Origin of the sequence: Saccharopolyspora hattusasensis (assembly GCF_050972075.1) — a bacterium.
GTDB lineage: Bacteria > Actinomycetota > Actinomycetes > Mycobacteriales > Pseudonocardiaceae > Saccharopolyspora > Saccharopolyspora hattusasensis.
The window spans coordinates 7,277,054-7,293,888 of record NZ_JBPCDC010000001.1 but is presented as its reverse complement, the minus strand read 5'-3'; the positions used below and the strand labels follow the sequence as shown (position 1 = coordinate 7,293,888).

5 protein-coding genes and 1 pseudogene are annotated in these 16,835 nt (G+C 71.6%); all 6 read right to left on the bottom strand.

What is annotated here, in order from left to right; all coding sequences use genetic code 11:
- Nucleotides 1-21: 21 nt before the first annotated feature.
- A complete protein-coding gene (locus tag ACRXBZ_RS34960) occupies nt 22-225 on the bottom strand; it encodes an MbtH family protein (protein ID WP_433882708.1) in 204 nt (67 codons plus the stop codon).
- Entirely contained in the window at nt 222-11,603 is an 11,382-nt protein-coding gene (locus ACRXBZ_RS34955) for an amino acid adenylation domain-containing protein (protein WP_433882707.1), read from the bottom strand. The genes ACRXBZ_RS34960 and ACRXBZ_RS34955 overlap by 4 nt, the downstream gene beginning before the upstream one ends.
- Nucleotides 11,604-11,943: 340 nt before the next feature.
- Entirely contained in the window at nt 11,944-12,669 is a 726-nt protein-coding gene (locus ACRXBZ_RS34950; RefSeq protein WP_433882706.1) for an SdrD B-like domain-containing protein, read from the bottom strand.
- A 442-nt stretch (nt 12,670-13,111) separates the two neighbouring features.
- Nucleotides 13,112-14,116, bottom strand: a pseudogene (locus ACRXBZ_RS34945) (IS66 family transposase); the annotation flags it as partial.
- Nucleotides 14,117-14,128: 12 nt separating this feature from the next.
- Nucleotides 14,129-14,443 carry a DUF6444 domain-containing protein gene (locus ACRXBZ_RS34940; RefSeq protein ID WP_433882705.1) on the bottom strand — a complete coding sequence of 105 codons (315 nt, stop codon included), beginning with the start codon at nt 14,441-14,443 and terminating at the stop codon, nt 14,129-14,131.
- A 969-nt stretch (nt 14,444-15,412) separates the two neighbouring features.
- Complete coding sequence (locus tag ACRXBZ_RS34935) at nt 15,413-16,753, bottom strand: right-handed parallel beta-helix repeat-containing protein (RefSeq protein ID WP_433882704.1); 1,341 nt, start codon at nt 16,751-16,753, stop codon at nt 15,413-15,415.
- Between the last annotated feature and the right edge of the window lie 82 nt (nt 16,754-16,835).

Here is a 16,835-nt window from a genome sequence, read left to right as displayed (position 1 = left end):
CGGAGCGCGGGCGCGAACACCTCAGGGCGTCTCGCGCAGGCTCGCCGGGCGCAGATCGGTCCAGTTGTGCTCGACGTAGCTGAGCGCCTCCGCCCGGCTGGTCTCCGCACACACCACCTCCCAGCCCGCGGGCACCGCGGCGAACGCCGGCCACAGGGAGTGCTGCGCCTGCTCGTTGCGCAGCACCAGGAACGTGCCGTCCTCGTCGTCGAACGGGTTGGTCATGGGGTGCCGTGGCCCTTCTGCTCGGTGAGGTGGTCGCGCACGATGCGGGCTATCTCGCCGACGTGCTCGGGTTGCATGAGCCGGTCGTGCGGCAGGTCGATCCGATAGGTGGCCAGCTCGCCGCCGACGTGCGCACGCCACGCCCGGGCTCCTGGACCGGCTTCGGCCGCGATGTGCACGACGTCGCCGGGGTAGTGGCCCGGCCGGTGGCCGCGCAGCAGCTCGGCGTTGTGCCGGGCGGTGGCCACGGTGCGGGCGATGTCGGCTTCGGTGAACGCGGCGAACGCGCCGTCGTCTCGGCGCAGCAGCTGCGAGACCGCCTCGAACGTCAGCTCCCCCTCGGGTTGGTCGTCGTGGCCGATGGCGGCGAGCAGGATCCGGTACACCCGCTGCGCGTCGACCGGTGCGGGCTCGGCGCCCAGCGGCGGGTCGATCAGGCACAGCAAGCCGACCTGCAGGTCCCGATCGCGCGCCTTGATCGCCATGTGGTGGGCGACGAGGCCGCCGAAGGACCAGCCGAGCAGGTGCAGCGGTCCGCGCGGGTGCGCCGAGCGGATCTCCTGCAAGTAGCGCTCGGCCATCTCCTCGATGCTGCCCGGTGGCTGCGCGCCTGCGTCACCCTGCAGCGCGTAGACGGGCTGGTCGTGGTCGAGGTGGGCCAGCAGCCCGGCGTAGGACCAGCCCAGGCCGCTGAGCGGGTGCACGCAGCACAGTGGCGCGGCCGGCCCGCCGGAGCGCAGCGGCAGCAGGTGCCCTCCCGCTGCGGAGGGGCCGGTCAGCGCGCGGTGCAGCGCCGCGGGGGTGCCCGCCTCGAACACGTCGCGGACCTTCGCGCGCAGGCCGAGCCGCGAGCGGATCCGGGCGATCAGGGGCGCGGTGATCAGCGAATGCCCGCCGAGTTCGAAGAAGTTCTCCTCCGGCCCCACGCGGGCGGTCCCCAGCACCTCGGCGAAGATCTCGCACAGCACCCGCACCGGCGTCGCCACGTCCGGTTCCCCGGCTGCGGATTGCTCGGCTGCGGATTGCTCGGCTGCGGTGTCCTCGGCCGGGACGGGCAGCCGGTCGCGCAGCAGCTTCCCGTTCGGCGAGAGTGGCAGTTCGTCGCAGGTCAGCAGCCGCGACGGGATCATGTATCCGGGCAGCGTCGCCCTGAGGTGCTCGCGCACCGAGGCGAGATCCACGCCGGGAGCGACCAGGTGCGCGACGAGCCTGCGGTCGTGGGCGTCGGGCGCGTGCACGGTCACCGCGGCGGCCCGCACCTGCGGGTGCCCGAGCAGCGCGGCCTCGACCTCGCTCGGTTCGACGCGGTGGCCGCGGATCTTGACCTGCTCGTCCGCGCGGCCGTGGAAGCGCAGCGATCCGTCCGGTGCGCGGGAGGCGAGGTCGCCGGTGCGGTACATGCGGGTGCCGGGCGGGCCGAACGGGTCGGCGACGAACCGCTGTGCGCTCAGCGCCGCCCGGTGCAGGTAGCCGGTAGCCACGCCGAGTCCGGAGATGTAGAGCTCGCCGACGGTGCCCGGCGGTGCCGGGCGCAGCCGCTCGTCGAGCACGTGGCAGGCGGTGTTCCACAACGGACGGCCCAGCGGCACGACCTCCCGCTGCCGGCCTTCGACCGGGCAGGCGCTGGACCAGACCGTCGTCTCGGTGGGGCCGTAGCAGGCCAGCAGCCGCACCCCGAGTCCGCGCAGCCGCTCAGCCAGCGGGCCGGGCACGGCCTCGCCGCCGATCACCCCGCGGATGCCGCGCAGCGCCCGCGGCCGGCCGGCGGCCAGGGTGCGCCACAGCGACGGTGTCGCATGCATTACCGTCACCCGCTGCCGTTCGACCAGCTCCAGCAGCGCATCGGGATCACGGGTGGTGTCGCGGTCGGCCAGGACCACGGCCGCGCCGGTGAGCGCGCCGAGGTAGAACTCCGGCACGGACATGTCGAACCCCACCGGGGCCGTGGCCAGCACCCGGTCCCGCGCGCCGACCTCCAGGAGCTCGGCCAGCGCGGCCAGCAGGTTCACCACCGCGCGGTGCGCCACCACCACGCCCTTGGGGCGGCCGGTGGAGCCGGAGGTGTAGAGGACGTAAGCGGTACCGGTCGCGATCGGTGCGGGTGATCGGCCGGGGCGGGTGAAGCTCAGCTCGCCGCGCGCGTCGGTGCCGACGACGAGCGCCGGCCGGGCGTCGTCCAGCACGGCGCCGGTGCGCGCCGCGGGCCAGTCCGGTTCGCAGGGCAGGCAGGCGGCGCCGGTGCGCAGCACCGCCAGCATCGTGGCGAGCAGGTCGGGTGTGCGGGGCAGGGCCAAGGCCACCAGCGCTCCCGGGCCGATGCCGTGCTCGGTGAGCTGCGCGGCGATCTCCCGCACCCGCTGGTCGAGTTCCCGGAACGTCAGCGCTCCTTGGTCGTGCAGCACCGCCTCGGCGTGCGGGGTTCGGGCGACCTGCGCGGCGAACAGCTCGTGCAACGGGGTCGGCGGGGCCTGGCGGGCGGTGTCGTTGCAGCCGTGGACCAGCCAGTGCTGCTCCTGCTCGGAGACCACCGGCAGCTCGGCGACCGGTGTGCCGGGCGCGTCGGCCGCGGCGCGCAGCAGGAGCTCGAAGCGGCTGATCAGCTTCCGCGCGGTGTCCGGGGCGAACAGTTCGGTGTCGTACTCCAGCACCCCGGTGATGCCCTCGGGCATCCCGGTCAGGGTGTGGTTCTGGCGCAGGCTCAGCAGCAGGTCCATCCGGGAGGACTCGCCGTGCAGCGCCACCTGCTCGGTGCTGATGCCGGGCAGGTCGAACTCCTGCGGCGGGGTGTCCTGAAAGGCCAGCATCACCTGGAACAGCGGGTGGTGGCCCAGCGAGCGGGCCGGGTTGAGCACCTCCACCAGCCGCTCGATGGGCACCTCCTGGTGGTCGAAGGCGTCGAGGTCGGCCGCCCGGACCCGCCGCAGCAGTTCGCTGAAGCTGGGCCGCCCGGACAGGTCGGTACGCAGCACGACGGTGTTGACGTAGCAGCCCACCGCGTCGTGCAGCGCGGCGTCGTTGCGCCCGGCCACCGGGGTGCCGATCGGGATGTCCGCCCCGGCGCCGAGCCTGCACAGCAGGGCGGCGAACGCGGCGTGCAGCACCATGAACGGGCTGACGTCGTGGTCCTGGGCCAGCCGCAGCACCGCCGCGTGCAGCTTCTCATCCAGGGCGACCTCGATCGTCTCGCCGCGGTGCGCCGAGACCGGCGGGCGGGGGTGGTCGGTGGGCAGCGGGAGCAGTTCGGGGGCACCTGCGAGCACTTTCGTCCAGTGCCGCAGCTGCGGCTCGGCGTCGATCGCCTGCTGCCAGGCGGTGAAGTCGGCGTACTGCACCGGGCTGGTGGGCCACTGCGGGCTTCGACCGGTGGACCTGGCCCGGTAGGCGGTGGACAGGTCGCGGGCCAGCGGGGCCAGCGACCAGCCGTCCACCGCGATGTGGTGCAGCAGCACCAGCAGCACGTGCCGGTCGGGACCGTACTCGTAGAGGGTGGCGCGGATCGGCAACTCGGCGGCGAGGTCGAAGCGGTGCGCGGAGTCCGCCGCCAGCCGCGCCGCTAGATCAGCCTCGGCGACCTGGATGTGCTCGAACCGCAGCTGCTCGGGGCTGCGCACCTGCTGCCACGGTCCGTCGTCGGATTCGGCGACCACCGTGCGCAGGCTCTCGTGCCTGGCCACGACGTCGCCCAGCGCCGCGCGCAGCGCGGTGGCCGACAGCGGCCCGTCCAGGCGCACCGCGAAGCGCATGTTGTAGGTGGTCGCGAACTCGTCGAAGCCGCTGATGAACCACAGCCGCCGCTGCGCGGGTGAGAGGGGTACGCGCTGCGGTCGCCGGTCCGGGCGCAGCGAGGGCCGGTCGCGGGTGCGGGCGCGGGCGACGTGGCCGGCGAGTTCGGCCACGGTCGGCGCGTCGAACAGGGTGCGGATGTCGAGTTCCACGCCGAGCCCGGAGCGCACCCGGTTGATCAGCCGGGTGGCCAGCAGCGAATGCCCGCCGCTGTCGAAGAAGCTCTCCTGCACCCCGATCTCCGGGATGCCCAGCGTCGCGGCGAACGCCTCGCATAGGAACCGCTCCAGCGCCCCGCCGGGTGCCCGGCCCGCGGCGCGCCCGCTCCCGGGCTCCGGCAACACGGCGCGGTCCAGCTTCCCGTTGGCGGTCAGCGGGATCTCGGCGACGGCCACGACGAATGCGGGAACCATGTGCGCGGGCAGCAGCGTCGCGGCGTGCTCCCGCAACCGAGCGGGATCGACCTCGGTGGTGGGCACGACGTAGGCGACCAGCCGGCCGCCGCCGGTGTCATCGTGCTGGGCGAGCACCACCGCGCGGGCCACCGACGGGTGCAGTTCGAGGACGTGCTCCACCTCGGCGGGTTCGATGCGGAAACCGCGCACCTTCACCTGCAGGTCGACGCGCCCCAGGTACTCCAGGGACCCGTCCGGCAGCGCCCGCGCCAGGTCGCCGGAGCGGTACAACCGCGCACCGGCGGGCCCGAACGGGTCGGCGACGAACCGGGCGGCGGTCAGCCCCGCCCGCCCCAGGTATCCGCGCGCCACCCCGGGCCCGCCCAGGTAGATCTCCCCTGGACATCCCGGCGGCACCGGGCGCAGCGCGTGGTCGAGCAGGTGCAGCCGCAGGTCCGCCAGCGCCGTCCCGATCACGCTGCGCGTCTCGGCCGGGTCGGACAGCAGCGCCCAGGTGGCGTGCACCGTGGTCTCGGTGATGCCGTACATGTTGACCAGCCGCGGCCGCTGCCGGCCGTGCCAGCCGCGCAGCCGGGCCGGGTCCAGCGCTTCCCCGGCGAAGACCACGTGGCGCAGCGCGGGCAGTCCGCCACCGGGTTCTTCCTGCGCGAGCTGGTAGAACGCCGAGGGGGTCTGGGACAACGCCGTGACCCCTTCGGCGGCCAGCAGCGCCCGCAGCGCCCGGGGCGCGCGGGTGACCTCGCCCGGCACCACCACCAGCCGCCCGCCCCGGCCCAGCGCGCTCCACAGCTCCCACACCGACACGTCGAACGCGCAGGAGTGGAACAGCGCGTGCACGTCATCGGGCCCAAACCCGAAGAGGTCGTCGGTGACCTCCAGCAGCCGCAGCACGTTGCGGTGTGAGACCACCACGCCCTTGGGTTCACCGGTCGAACCGGATGTGTAGATCACGTAGGCCGCGTGGTCCGGGTGGATTGGCACCCGCGGGGCCTCGGCCCCGGCGGCGGCCAGCTCGGCTCTGGTTCGGGGATCGTCGAGCAGCAGCGCGCCGGGCTGCGCCGGCAGCACCGGCCTCAGCGCGCGCACCGAGACGATCACCACCGGCTCGGCGTCGGCGGTGGTGCGCCGGATCCGCTCCAACGGGTGTTCCGGGTCCAGCGGCAGGTACCCCGCCCCGGATTTCAGCGCCGCCAGCAACGCCACCACGAGCTCCGGCGAACGCGGCAACGCCAGCGCCACCAGCCGTTCCGGCCCGGCGCCGCGCGCGATCAGCAGCCGCGCCAGCCGGTTCGCCCGTTCGTCGAGCTCGCCGTAGGTGAGCCGTTCCGCCCCGAACGAGACCGCGACGGCCTCGGGGTGCGCTGCGGCGTGCGCCTCGAACAGCTCCGGCAGCGCGGCGTGCTGCGGTCCGGGCGGCGAGATCGCTGCGGTGTCGAGGTCTTCGCCGGGCAGCAGCAGCCCGATCTCGCCGAGGCGGGAGTGGGGTGTCGCGCCGATCCGGGCCAGCACCGCGGCCAGCCGCCGCAGCAGCAGCCGCGCCGCGGCCTCGTCGAGCACGTCGAGGCGGTGGTCGAGCCGGAACCCGAGCTGATCATCGGGCACCGCGATCAGCGACAGCGGGTAGTGCGTGCCGTCGAGCACTTCGACGCCGGTGACCCGCAGCCCCGGCACGGGGTGGGCGCCGGAGTCATCCAACGGGTAGTTCTCGAAGACCACCGCAGTGTCGAACAGCTCCCCGTGCCCGGCGATGGCCTGCAGCCGCGTCAGGTCCGCATGCTGGTGCTCGAGCACCGCGAGCTGCTGGTCCCGCAGTGCCGCCAGCGCCTCGGCCACGGTGCGCCGCGGATCGAGCCGCACCCGCACCGGAACGGTGTTGATCAGCAGCCCGACGACCTCCTCCACCCCCGGCAGCTCCGGCGGGCGGCCGGAGACCGTGGCGCCGAAGACCACGTCATCGCGACCGGTCAGCGCGCCCAGCAGCATCGCCCACGCCAGCTGCACCACGGTGCTCACCGTCAAACCCAGCCGCTGCGCGGTGCGCCGCACCGCGGCGGTGTTGGCCGCGTCGAGCCGGTCGAACACCCGGCCGCGGTCCTCGGCACCGCGGCCCGCCGCCGGGGCCACCAGCGTCGGACCGTCCACATCGGACAAGATCGTGCGCCAGACCTCCTCGTGCGCGGCGCCGTCTCGCTCCCGCGTCCAGTCCAGGAACCGCCGGTAGTCGGCGGGTGCGGGCAGCGCCGCGTCGGCGTAGAGCGCGAACAGGTCGTTGATCAGGATCGGCGTGGACCACCCGTCGATCACGATGTGGTGGGTGCTGAGCACCAGCACGTGCCGGTCCGCGCCCGCGCCCAGCAGCGCCGCCCGCCACACCGGGGCCTCGGCCAGGTCGAAGCGCCGCGCCCGGTCGGTATCGAGGAACCGCGAGACCGCCCGCGCCGAGGCGTCCTCCCGCCGCGTCCACTCAACGTTGAAACTCGCCGGCCAGACCTGCACCGGCACTCCTTCAGCGTCGTGGCGGAACGCCGCCGACAGCTGCGGGTGCCTGCGCAGCAACGCGTGCACCGCCTCGCGCAGCCGGTGCTCGTCGAGCTCCCCGGTGAGCTCGAAGACGAACCGCACCAGGTAGGGATCGGCGGCCTGCGCGTCGTACATCGAGTGGAAGAGCAGCCCCTGCGCCAGCGGCGGCAGCGGCAGCACCGTGTCCGCCCGCTGCCCGGCACCCTCCCGCGCGTGCTCGGCCATCGCGCCGAGCACCGCGAACCAGCGCTCGCCCAGGACCGCGGCCTCGCGCTCGCCGAACAGCTGCCCGTCCCAGGACCAGTTCGCGGTCAGCCGCGGCCCGCCGGGCTCGTCGGTGACCGCGCAATCCAGCTCGACCAGGTGCACCATCCGCATGTCCTGCGGCATCGACGAGCCGAGCACCGGCGCCCACGGGCGCGGGCACCAGTCCGCGTCGCTGCCCGCGTCGAACCTGCCGAGGTAGTTGAACCCGAAGCGCGGCCGCGGCCCGCCCGCAAGGACCGGGCCGCTCTGCGGGTTCAGGTAGCGCAGCAGGCCGTAGCCGAAACCGTTGCGCGGCACCGCACCCAGCGCGGCCCGCACGTTCTCGACCACCTCGCCGAGCAGGCGGCGGTCCTGCTGAACCTGCGACCAGGCCGCCCCCGGTTGCAGCTGCACCGGGAACTGCGTGGTGAACCAACCGACGGTGCGCGAGAGGTCAAGCCCGCCGAACTCCTCGCGCCCGTGCCGCTCCACGTCCACCAGCACCGCGGGCCCGTCAGCCACCGCGAGAGCGAAGGCGCTCAGCAGCAGCGTTTCGGCGGAGCAGCCGAAAACGGCCGTTGCCTGCTCCAGCACACCGGCGGTGATCTCTTCGGGCAGCTGCAACGACAGGTGACCGCGGTCGGACTCCGCGCCCGGCTGCGCCGACGGCCCGCTGACCTCGGCGACCTGGCGCCACCGCGGGAACTCCGCCTGCGTTCCCGGTTCCCGCGCGTGCTCGGGCAGCGCCCGCGCCCACTGCGCGAACGAGGTCCCCGCGGCCTCCGCTCGCGGGGACCTCCCACCGAGCACGGCCTGCCCCGCCTCGCGCAGGTCGTCGAGCAGGATCCGCCACGACACCCCGTCCACGGCCAAGTGGTGCACCGCGAGCACGAGCGTGCCCGGCTCGCCACCGGCATCGAGCCACACCGCGCTCACCGCCGGGCCGGTCTCTACGTCCAGCCGCGCCTGCGCGCGCCGCGCCCACTGCCCCGCCAGCTCCCGCCTGTGCTGCTCGGCGAGCTCGCGCACGTCCACCCGCGCGAAGTCGAACCCGGCCTGCGCCGCGACCCGCAGGTTCCACAGCCCACCGGTGGCCGTGAGCTTCAACCGCAGCGCGTCGTGCCGCCGCACCAGCGACGAGAGCACCGACCGCAGCCCCTGCTCCCCCAGCTCGGCGGGCACCCGCAGCGTCACGCACTGGGCGAACCCGCCCAGCGCACCGCCGCGTTCCCGCAGCCAGTGCATGATCGGCGTCAACGGCAGCGGACCGGCCGCAGCACCCGGCCCCGGCAGCGCCGGGGCGGCCGCACCCACCCGCTCGGCCAGCGCGGCCACGGTCGGGTGGCGGAACACGTCGGAGGTGCCGAGTTCGAGGCCACCGCGCCGGGCCCGGCTGGCGAGCTGGATCGCCTTGATGCTGTCACCGCCCAGGGCGAAGAAGTCCCGGTCCGGCGGCACCTCGGCCAAGCCGAGCACCTCGCGGAACAACCCGGCCAGCAGCTCCTCGGCCGCCGACGCCGGGACCGGTGATTCGGTGGGCGTTTCCTGTGGCGGGGAGTCTTCGGCCGGATCGGGCAACGCGGCGCGGTCCAGCTTCCCGTTGCGGTTCAACGGCAACTCCGGCACCACCACGAATTGCGAGGGCACCATGAACGGTGGCAGCAGCGCGGCCACGTGCTCCAGCAACGCGGCCGGATCCGCCTGCTCGGCCACGACGTAGGACACCAGCCGCCGCCCGGTCTCCCCCTCGCGCAGCACCGTCGCCACCTGCCGCACGCCCGCGGCCCGCCCCAGCGCGGCGTCGACCTCACCCGTCTCGATGCGGTGACCGCGCAACTTGACCTGGCCGTCGCCGCGGCCGGCGAAGTGCAGCGTGCCGTCCGGGTTCCACCGCGCCAGATCACCAGTGCGGTACATCCGCTCGCCCGGCGCCCCGAACGGGCAGGCCACGAACCGCTGCGCCGTCGCCGCCGGATCGGCCAGGTAACCGCGAGCCAGGCCGAACCCGGCCAGATAGAGCTCCCCGACCGCGCCCAGCGGCACCGGCCGCAGCGCGGCGTCGAGCAGGTGCACCCGCTTGCCGTCGATCGGCGCGCCGATGGGCACCGCGGTGGCGTCCTCGGAGTCGACGACGTGGCGGGTGGCGAACACGGTCGTCTCGGTCGGGCCGTAGCCGTTGACCACCACGAGCTCCGGAGCGACCGCCCGGACCCGGCGCACCGCCGCCGCCGGGACCACGTCGCCGCCCGTCCAGACCTGCCGGACACCGCGCAGCCACCCCGGGGCCTCCTGGCTGACCGCGTCGAACAACCCCGCCGTCAACCACAGCCCGGTCACCCCGCATCCGGCGACCACCTCACCCAGCACTTGCAGATCCGCTTCGCCCGGCGGGGCGAGCACGACCTCACCACCGGTCAGCAGCGGGACCCACAGCTCCAAGGTCAACGCGTCGAAGGCGTGCGGGGAGTGCAGCAGCACCCGCTCGGCAGCGCCCTCGGCCCACCACCGGTCCTCGGTCAAGCGCACCACGTTCTCGTGCGTGATCGCGACGCCTTTAGGCGTGCCGGTGGAACCCGAGGTGAACATGACGCAGGCCAACCGGCCCGGCGTGATCACCGCGGCGGTCACCGGGGCCGTGCCGCCGCCCGCTGCCACGCCCAGGACGGTCCCGGTGCCGCGAAACCAGCGGGTGAACTCGTCCTGCGCGGTGGCCTCATCGGTGATCAGCAGCGCGAGATCCGCCCCGTCCGCGATGGAGCGCAACCGGTGCGCCCCGTCGGCCCGGTGCAGCGGCACGTATGCCGCCCCGGCCCGCACCACCGCCAGCACCGCCACCACCAGGCCCACCGAGCGCTCGACGAGCAGCCCGACCGGAGACTCCGCACCTGCCCCGGCCGCCACGAGCCGCGCGGCCAGCGCATCGGCGCGGGCGTCGAGCTCGCGGTAGGTCAGCCGCTCACCGGTGGCGGGCGAGCGCACCGCGAACGCCTCAGGCACAGCGGCGACCCGCTCGGCGAACCGCGACACCAGGTCTTGCGCGGGAGCGGAGCCCGCCGCCCCGGTGCCCGCGGACCGCACCCGGGCCAGTTCGGCGGGGGTGGTGGTCTCGAGGCGTGCGATCCGGGTGCCCGGCTCGGCCCGCACCAACTGCTCCAGCAGGTGCAGGAACCGGTCACGGGCGGCCGCGAGCACTTCGCGGTCGTGGTTGGCCGGGTTCGCGTCGAAGTCGAAGCGCAGCCGCCCATCACCTCGGTCGTAGGCGACCACGGAGAAGTCCTCCGACGGCGGCGCCGCCACGTTGTGCACGGTCGCGGTGCCATCGCCGAAGCTCAGCCCGTAGGCGAACTTCTGGACGTTGACCACCGGCCCGAAGAACCTACGGCCGTCCTCGGGATACCCGGCCTCCCGGCTCAGCCGCTCTCCTCGGTACCGCTGGTGGGCCTGCACCGACCGCACCCGGTCGCAGACCTGCCCGAGTAGTTCGGCGACCGTATCCGCCGGGTCCAGGCGCAACCGCAGCGGCAACACGTTCGCCGACATCGACGGCACGGTCCAGCTGAACCCGCTGAACCGTCCCGGCACCGGCAGGCTCAGCACCACCTCCCGGCTGCCCGACATCGCCTGGGTGTGCAGGGCGGTCGCCGCGATCACAAGCCGCGACCAGCGCCTGCCGAACCGGTCGGCCGCCGCGCGCAGCTCGGCGAACTCCGCCTCGCCGAACGTGGTGGTCAGCCGCAGCGAACTCGCCGCGGCAGCGGCGGGCCGGGCGGCCATGCTCAGGAAACCGGGACCATCGGCGAGGTCCTCGTGCCACCACCGCCGGTCGGCGTCGAACTCGGCCGAATTCCGATAGCCGTCCTCTTCGGCCAGCAACCCCGCCAGGCCGCCCCACTGACCGGCCGGGACGGGAAGCCCGCGGTACAGGTGGTCGTAGATCTCGGCGATCCGCGTGGTCAGCATCGTCATACCGACACCGTCGAGGGCGATGTGGTGCGCCCATTGGAAAAGCAGGTGGCGCTCCGCGGCCAGGCGCAGCACCACCGCGCCGTGGACCGGCCCGTCCCGCAGCTCCAGCGGCCGGTCCAGCTCGGCGCGCATCCAGCTCAGCGCCGCGCCGTGCGGATCGTCCGCACCGCTGAGGTCGTGCACCGCCACCGCGGGCTCGAGCTGACGCAGGTGCTGGCGCGGGCGACCGTCGGGCCCTTCGGTGAAGGTGGTGTTCACCGCCTCGGCCTCCCGCGCGGCCAGCCGCACCGCCGTGGACAGGAGACCGACCTCCAGCGGCCCGGTGATCTCGGCGTACTCGCCCCACAGGTACGGCGAGGAGCTCGCGAAACCGGCCTGCTCGGCCAGCCAGATCCCGAGCTGGGCTTCGGAGACGGGGAGTTCGGTGGCCTGGTCGTGCGAGGTCATCGGCAGTCCTCACCGGCAAGGGGGTGACCCGCGCCTGACAGCGTCGATCGGCACCGGTCGCCTCGCGGCGCGACCGGGCACGGTGGATTTCGTCGGATCACGGGCAGAGTTCGCGATGGCGCGCTGCGCCCGGGCCTGGTGTCACTTCACCGGCATCAGCGGATCTTCGGCGGGAACGCGCCGCGGCCGACGGATACCCCGCCAGCCAGGCCACGAGCTCAGGTCCTGCGCAAGATGTGTTCTCACCCGCCGCACCTACCGCCTCGCGGGCGGTGATCTCCCTCAAGCACGTCCCGACTCTAGACACACGCCCACACGCAAGTCGACCCAAAACACTCAATTAGCGCAATTTGGACTTCGCGGTTGAGTTCCCGGTCACACGCCTGAGGGCGGGCACCATCCAGCCACCCTCGGCCGGCCACATGCACCGTTGAGCTACCGGCTTCGACCCGGCGCGCACCACCAAACAGAGCAGTTCGTCGGGCGCGGGCTGACCAAGTACGGGCTGTTCAGCCGCGACGAAGCAGGTGGCGTATCCGTTGCACAGCTGCCCGGTGGTCGGCGGTATCACGTTGGAGTCATGTGCCCGGTCCTCACCGGCCAGCGGGAGTGTGAACCGCAGCTCGGTAGCCGGCGGCTGGCTTGGCACCTTGCTGGTGTTCGCGGTACACACGTCGAACTGCACGGTGTACTTCGCACCCGGCGTGAGCTCGTAGGCCGCGCCGACACCACCAAAGTAGTACTCGCCGGCGGCATCGGTCTTGGTCGTGGCGACCTGCTTACCGCTGGCGTCCAACAGGTTGATCGTCGCACCCGGCAGCGGCACCTGCCCGGGGTCCTGGATTCCGTTGTGGTCGCCGTCAAACCACACCACGTTGCCGATCTGGATCGGCGCATTCGCCGCCGTATAGGCGATATCGCCGAGCCCACCGGCCTTACCGAACCCATTCTGGTTCGAAGCGACGAACTCGTACCCGTTGGCGGCCGGGTTGTTACCTGGCCCCTTACCGGTCTCGATGTTGCAGTAACCGGTCCCGTCAGTGCTGTAGTTGCCGGCCGGGTCCATCTCCGTGCTGATGACCCATTGCTGCTGCGGAATGTAGGCAACCGACCCTTGTGCGGCTTCCTGGTGCGCCCCCCGGGGTCTGGCTCGGGGCCCCCTTGACCGGAACGTAGTCGCCCGGGAAGTATTCGACGACGCCGCTGTTCTGGCTGCCGCCGGTGGCGTCGTTCGCGTGTTGGGGCAGTTTCCGGTGCCTTCCCACGAGTATCCACCGGCGGGATTGGCACAGGCCTGTTGATGTGTGTCCATTCAGGGCTGGACAGGACGCTGGGCGGTTTGATCTTTGTGGTCAGGCTGTGACCGGTGGCATCCAGGGGTTGCCGGTGAGGGCGGCATGGATTGCGTCGATGGCGCGTCGCCCATGATTGGTGGCGCTGGTCAGGTAGGAACGGACTCGGCAGAACCGGGCCAGGGTGGCCAGGGTGTGCCAGTAGCCGGAGACTTTCTAGTGCAATTTCGGGCTTTTCAGCGCTTGCTCGGAGGCGTTGTTGGTCCAAGGCACCGCGAACACCCTGGTGAACAGCCAGACTTGGTTGGCTTTGCCGGCCAGTCGGGTGGCGAGGTTGTAGCCAGGGTGGTTGCCTTTGTCCCAGTCGCGGTGGCGGTTGGTGGCGATTCCCCAAGCGACGGCCTTGTCGTAGCGGGCACGCAGATCGGCCAGCAGGTCGGGGTCGAGGCGATCGGCCCCGGCCGCGTGGGCGTCGGCGACGGCGGTGTGCGCTTCGCGCAGCACCTTGCGGACGGTGGCGGCCCATCCTTGCTGGGTGGGGTGCAGGTCGAGAACGCCTTGCAGGTGGCGGAACAGGTGCGCCACACACTGCTGGACCCCGGCCAGCCGGGCGTCGAACTGATGCCAGGCGGTGTAATCATCGCGCACGAGATACCCGGTGTAACCGTTGAAAAGCCCGAGGGTGCGCAGCGCTTTTTTGGTGCGTGCCAGCAGTTCCCGGTACCACACCAGCCGTTCATCCGGGGTGCGCACACAGACCACGTGCGGGGCGCCGGGGACCGGTTGGCCGTCCTCGCCAGTGTCGGGGTACGCGATGTTGACCGGTGTTTCGTCCGCGCACAGCACCGGTTCGGCGGCCAGCACGGCGCGCATCGCGTCATCGAAGCCTGCCTGATCCAACGCGTCAGCGACACGTTCGTGCGCGCGGGCGACGAACCCGGTCGACACTGCAGCGCCCAGCAACGCTTCCATCAGACTCGCGGTGCGCTCCACCGGCACATTCCCGGTCGAGGACAGCAGGACCGCCGCGGCGTTAACGTTCGGCCCGTAGCACACCGCCCCGGCCTGCCCGAAAGGCACCGCCGCGGTCGTGGTCTTCCCGCAACCGCCACACTGCCGCTTCGGCAGCCGGTACTGCACCCGCCGCAGCCGGATCGGCGGGGTATCCCAGACCTGCGTCCAAGACATCCCCGCATCCCGCGCCTCTGCCAGATCCGTGCCACAGCCCGAACACTACGCAGGCTCGGGCGCGGTCTCACTGCGATCCGGCCTCACCGCAGGCTGCAAACCCGAGCCCGGATGCCCGGGTTGGCCGCCCGGCTTACGGTCCTTCGATCGCACCCGCTGTGAGCGCTGCGCGCGGCGTTTCCCCTTCGCCGCAAGCGAATCCTGCGACGGCGGGGTCGAGGAATTCGTCGAATCCATCCCCAACCTGCGCTTCAGCTCCGCGTTCTCCGCCCGCAGTGCCGCCACCTCGGCCGACAGCGCCGTCACCAATTCCGCAAGCTGCTCATACGACGGCGCAGGCTGCTCGGGCGGTACGGACACGGCCACAATGATCGACGATCAAGCCAACAAGATCAAGCCAGACACACCCCACCAGCTCAACCCAAGCCATGAATGGACACGTTGATGTCACCACCGGACATGCCGTTTTCCGGGTTGTTGCCCGGCCGCAGGGTCGATCCCACCCGAACTGATCACGCCCATGAACCGGTCGCGGAAACCTAGATGATTGAGTGCGTCACGAACGCGGAGAGGAGCTCGATCACACCTCGTTCACCTTCCTGGGGTTCACATTCCGGCCACGCGGAGCGCGGCGTAAGGACGGCAGGCAGTATCTGCGGTTCCTGCCCGCGATCAGTAAGGATGCCCTGAAGAAGATCAGCGGTGAAGTCCGCTCCTGGCGCGCATCAACGCCTACTTGGTGCGCTGGATCCGCAAGAAATACAAACGGCTCCAGGGAGTCCGCAACGCCCACCGCAAACTGCTGGAGATCACCGGAAGGTATCCCCGCATGTACGCGCACTGGCGATGGGTTCCCTGGGCTGCCAGGTGATCAAGACGACAAGAGCCCCCACGCGCCGCCGCGGCGAAGGCCGCCACCTGGCCGTGAGTGATTTTGGGCGCCATAGCACCGAAAAACACTCACGGACCCTGGTCCTGCACCACGCACACCCAACCATCCGACGTGGTCCGGCATCGCCGCCCGGGCCGGGTTGGTTCAGCCGTCCGCTGCATACGACCGGCAGTGCGCTGGATGCCTCGTTTACGGCGCCACCTGGAAGGGACAGGACCAGTGGGACGGGCACCAGGTGGACGTCATGACCGGGCCGGATGCCGGTGCCAAGCCCGGTACGGGGGGCACCGTACGCTACTGGATCGGCTCGGACGGCACGATGTACCGGGTTCAGGTCGAGGTGGCTTCCCAACCGCGGCCAGTGGTCATCGATTTCGGCACCGGGGAATATGTTCCGGTTCAGCCGGTACCCGGAGTCGGCCCGAGACCGTAGCCGTTCAGGATGTCCGTACCAGCGCATTGCCGGCGAGCAGTGACGCTGAGGGCAGCGGGATGCTTGCGGTGTCCGGTAGTACCGGAACGGCCGGAACAACCGTAGCGCCGGTGGTGGCATCCGGGAACTGTGGCTGTGCGCCAGGCACAGCCACCTCGGTGAACGGGATACCGCCGGGTGCCGTCGGCATCGCCCACGTGTCCGACTGTGTGGGCGACTGGGCGGGAACCGGGCAGGACGCGGTCGTCACGAGCTGAGCGGGCACCGTCGTGCGCAGATCATTGTCGTGCAGGCAGTTACCGCGTCCCTGGGTGGCGGTGGGAAACGTCCAGCCGACATCAATACCGTTGGCGGCGAAAGTGTTGTCCACGATCTGGTTTCCCTCCGGTGGTAGGTCGGCGGTTGCGGTGATCACCATCCCAGCGTTGATATTGCCGGTAATGCGGTTGCGGATGAACTGGTTGTCGCTGCCGCCATCGATGCCGATGCCGATGCCCCACCCGCCGTCGGCCTGCTCGGGGGTCGGTGTCTGCTGGTTGCCCGCGACCAGGTTGCCGGCGACGACGGAACCCCGCTGCGGGAGCAGCTTCTCCTGATGGTCGGAGTTGATGGTGAGTCCGACCCGGTTACCGACAAAACGGTTACCAACCACGTACAGGTCGCCACTGGCGTTGGTGCCTTCGTAACCGACCGCGTTGAGTTCGGCAATGTTGTCCCGCACCACGATATTGCACGGCTTACACTGCCCGACATAGATCCCCGAGTCAGCCGAACCTGACGTGTACGAGTGCTCGATGACACCGTCCTGCGCGGAGAACGCGTAGATGCCGTACAGCCCGTTGCGGGTCGCGGTCACATGGGAAACCAAGAACGATTTCAGGAAAGTGACGGGCTCGTCGCCGGTGTCGTAGCCGCCGCTTGTCCCCGGCAATCCGGCGACCGCTTTCGCCGAACCGGTGACCAGTACCCCGTTTTGCGTGTTGTTCTCCACGGTCAGGTTCTCCACGGCCACCCCGGGCGCGGCGACGACGATGCCGTTGGGCTGCTGCAACCGCCCGTCGATAACGACCTTGTCCCGGGACTCGCCCCGAAGGGTAATCCGCGCCGTGGCGATCTTCACCGACTCCGGATATACGCCCGGCGCGACTAACACGAGATCACCGGGCTGAGCGAGCGACACCGCGGCCGAGATCGTCGGGGCGTCAGCCGGTACTCGGATCGTCACTTGCGCACCGGCCGGTCGCCGGCCCTGGCCCGATCCGTCATCGCCGGCACCGCAGCCGGCCAAGACGAGTATCAGCGTGCCCAGCACCGCGACTGTCACGCGAAGACCGAAACGAGACATGATCGCAGTGTGGCATGGACGCCGGATTCGCCTGTGGGAGGGCGGATATGGCACTCTCCCTACCGTGAACCGAGCCGATCAT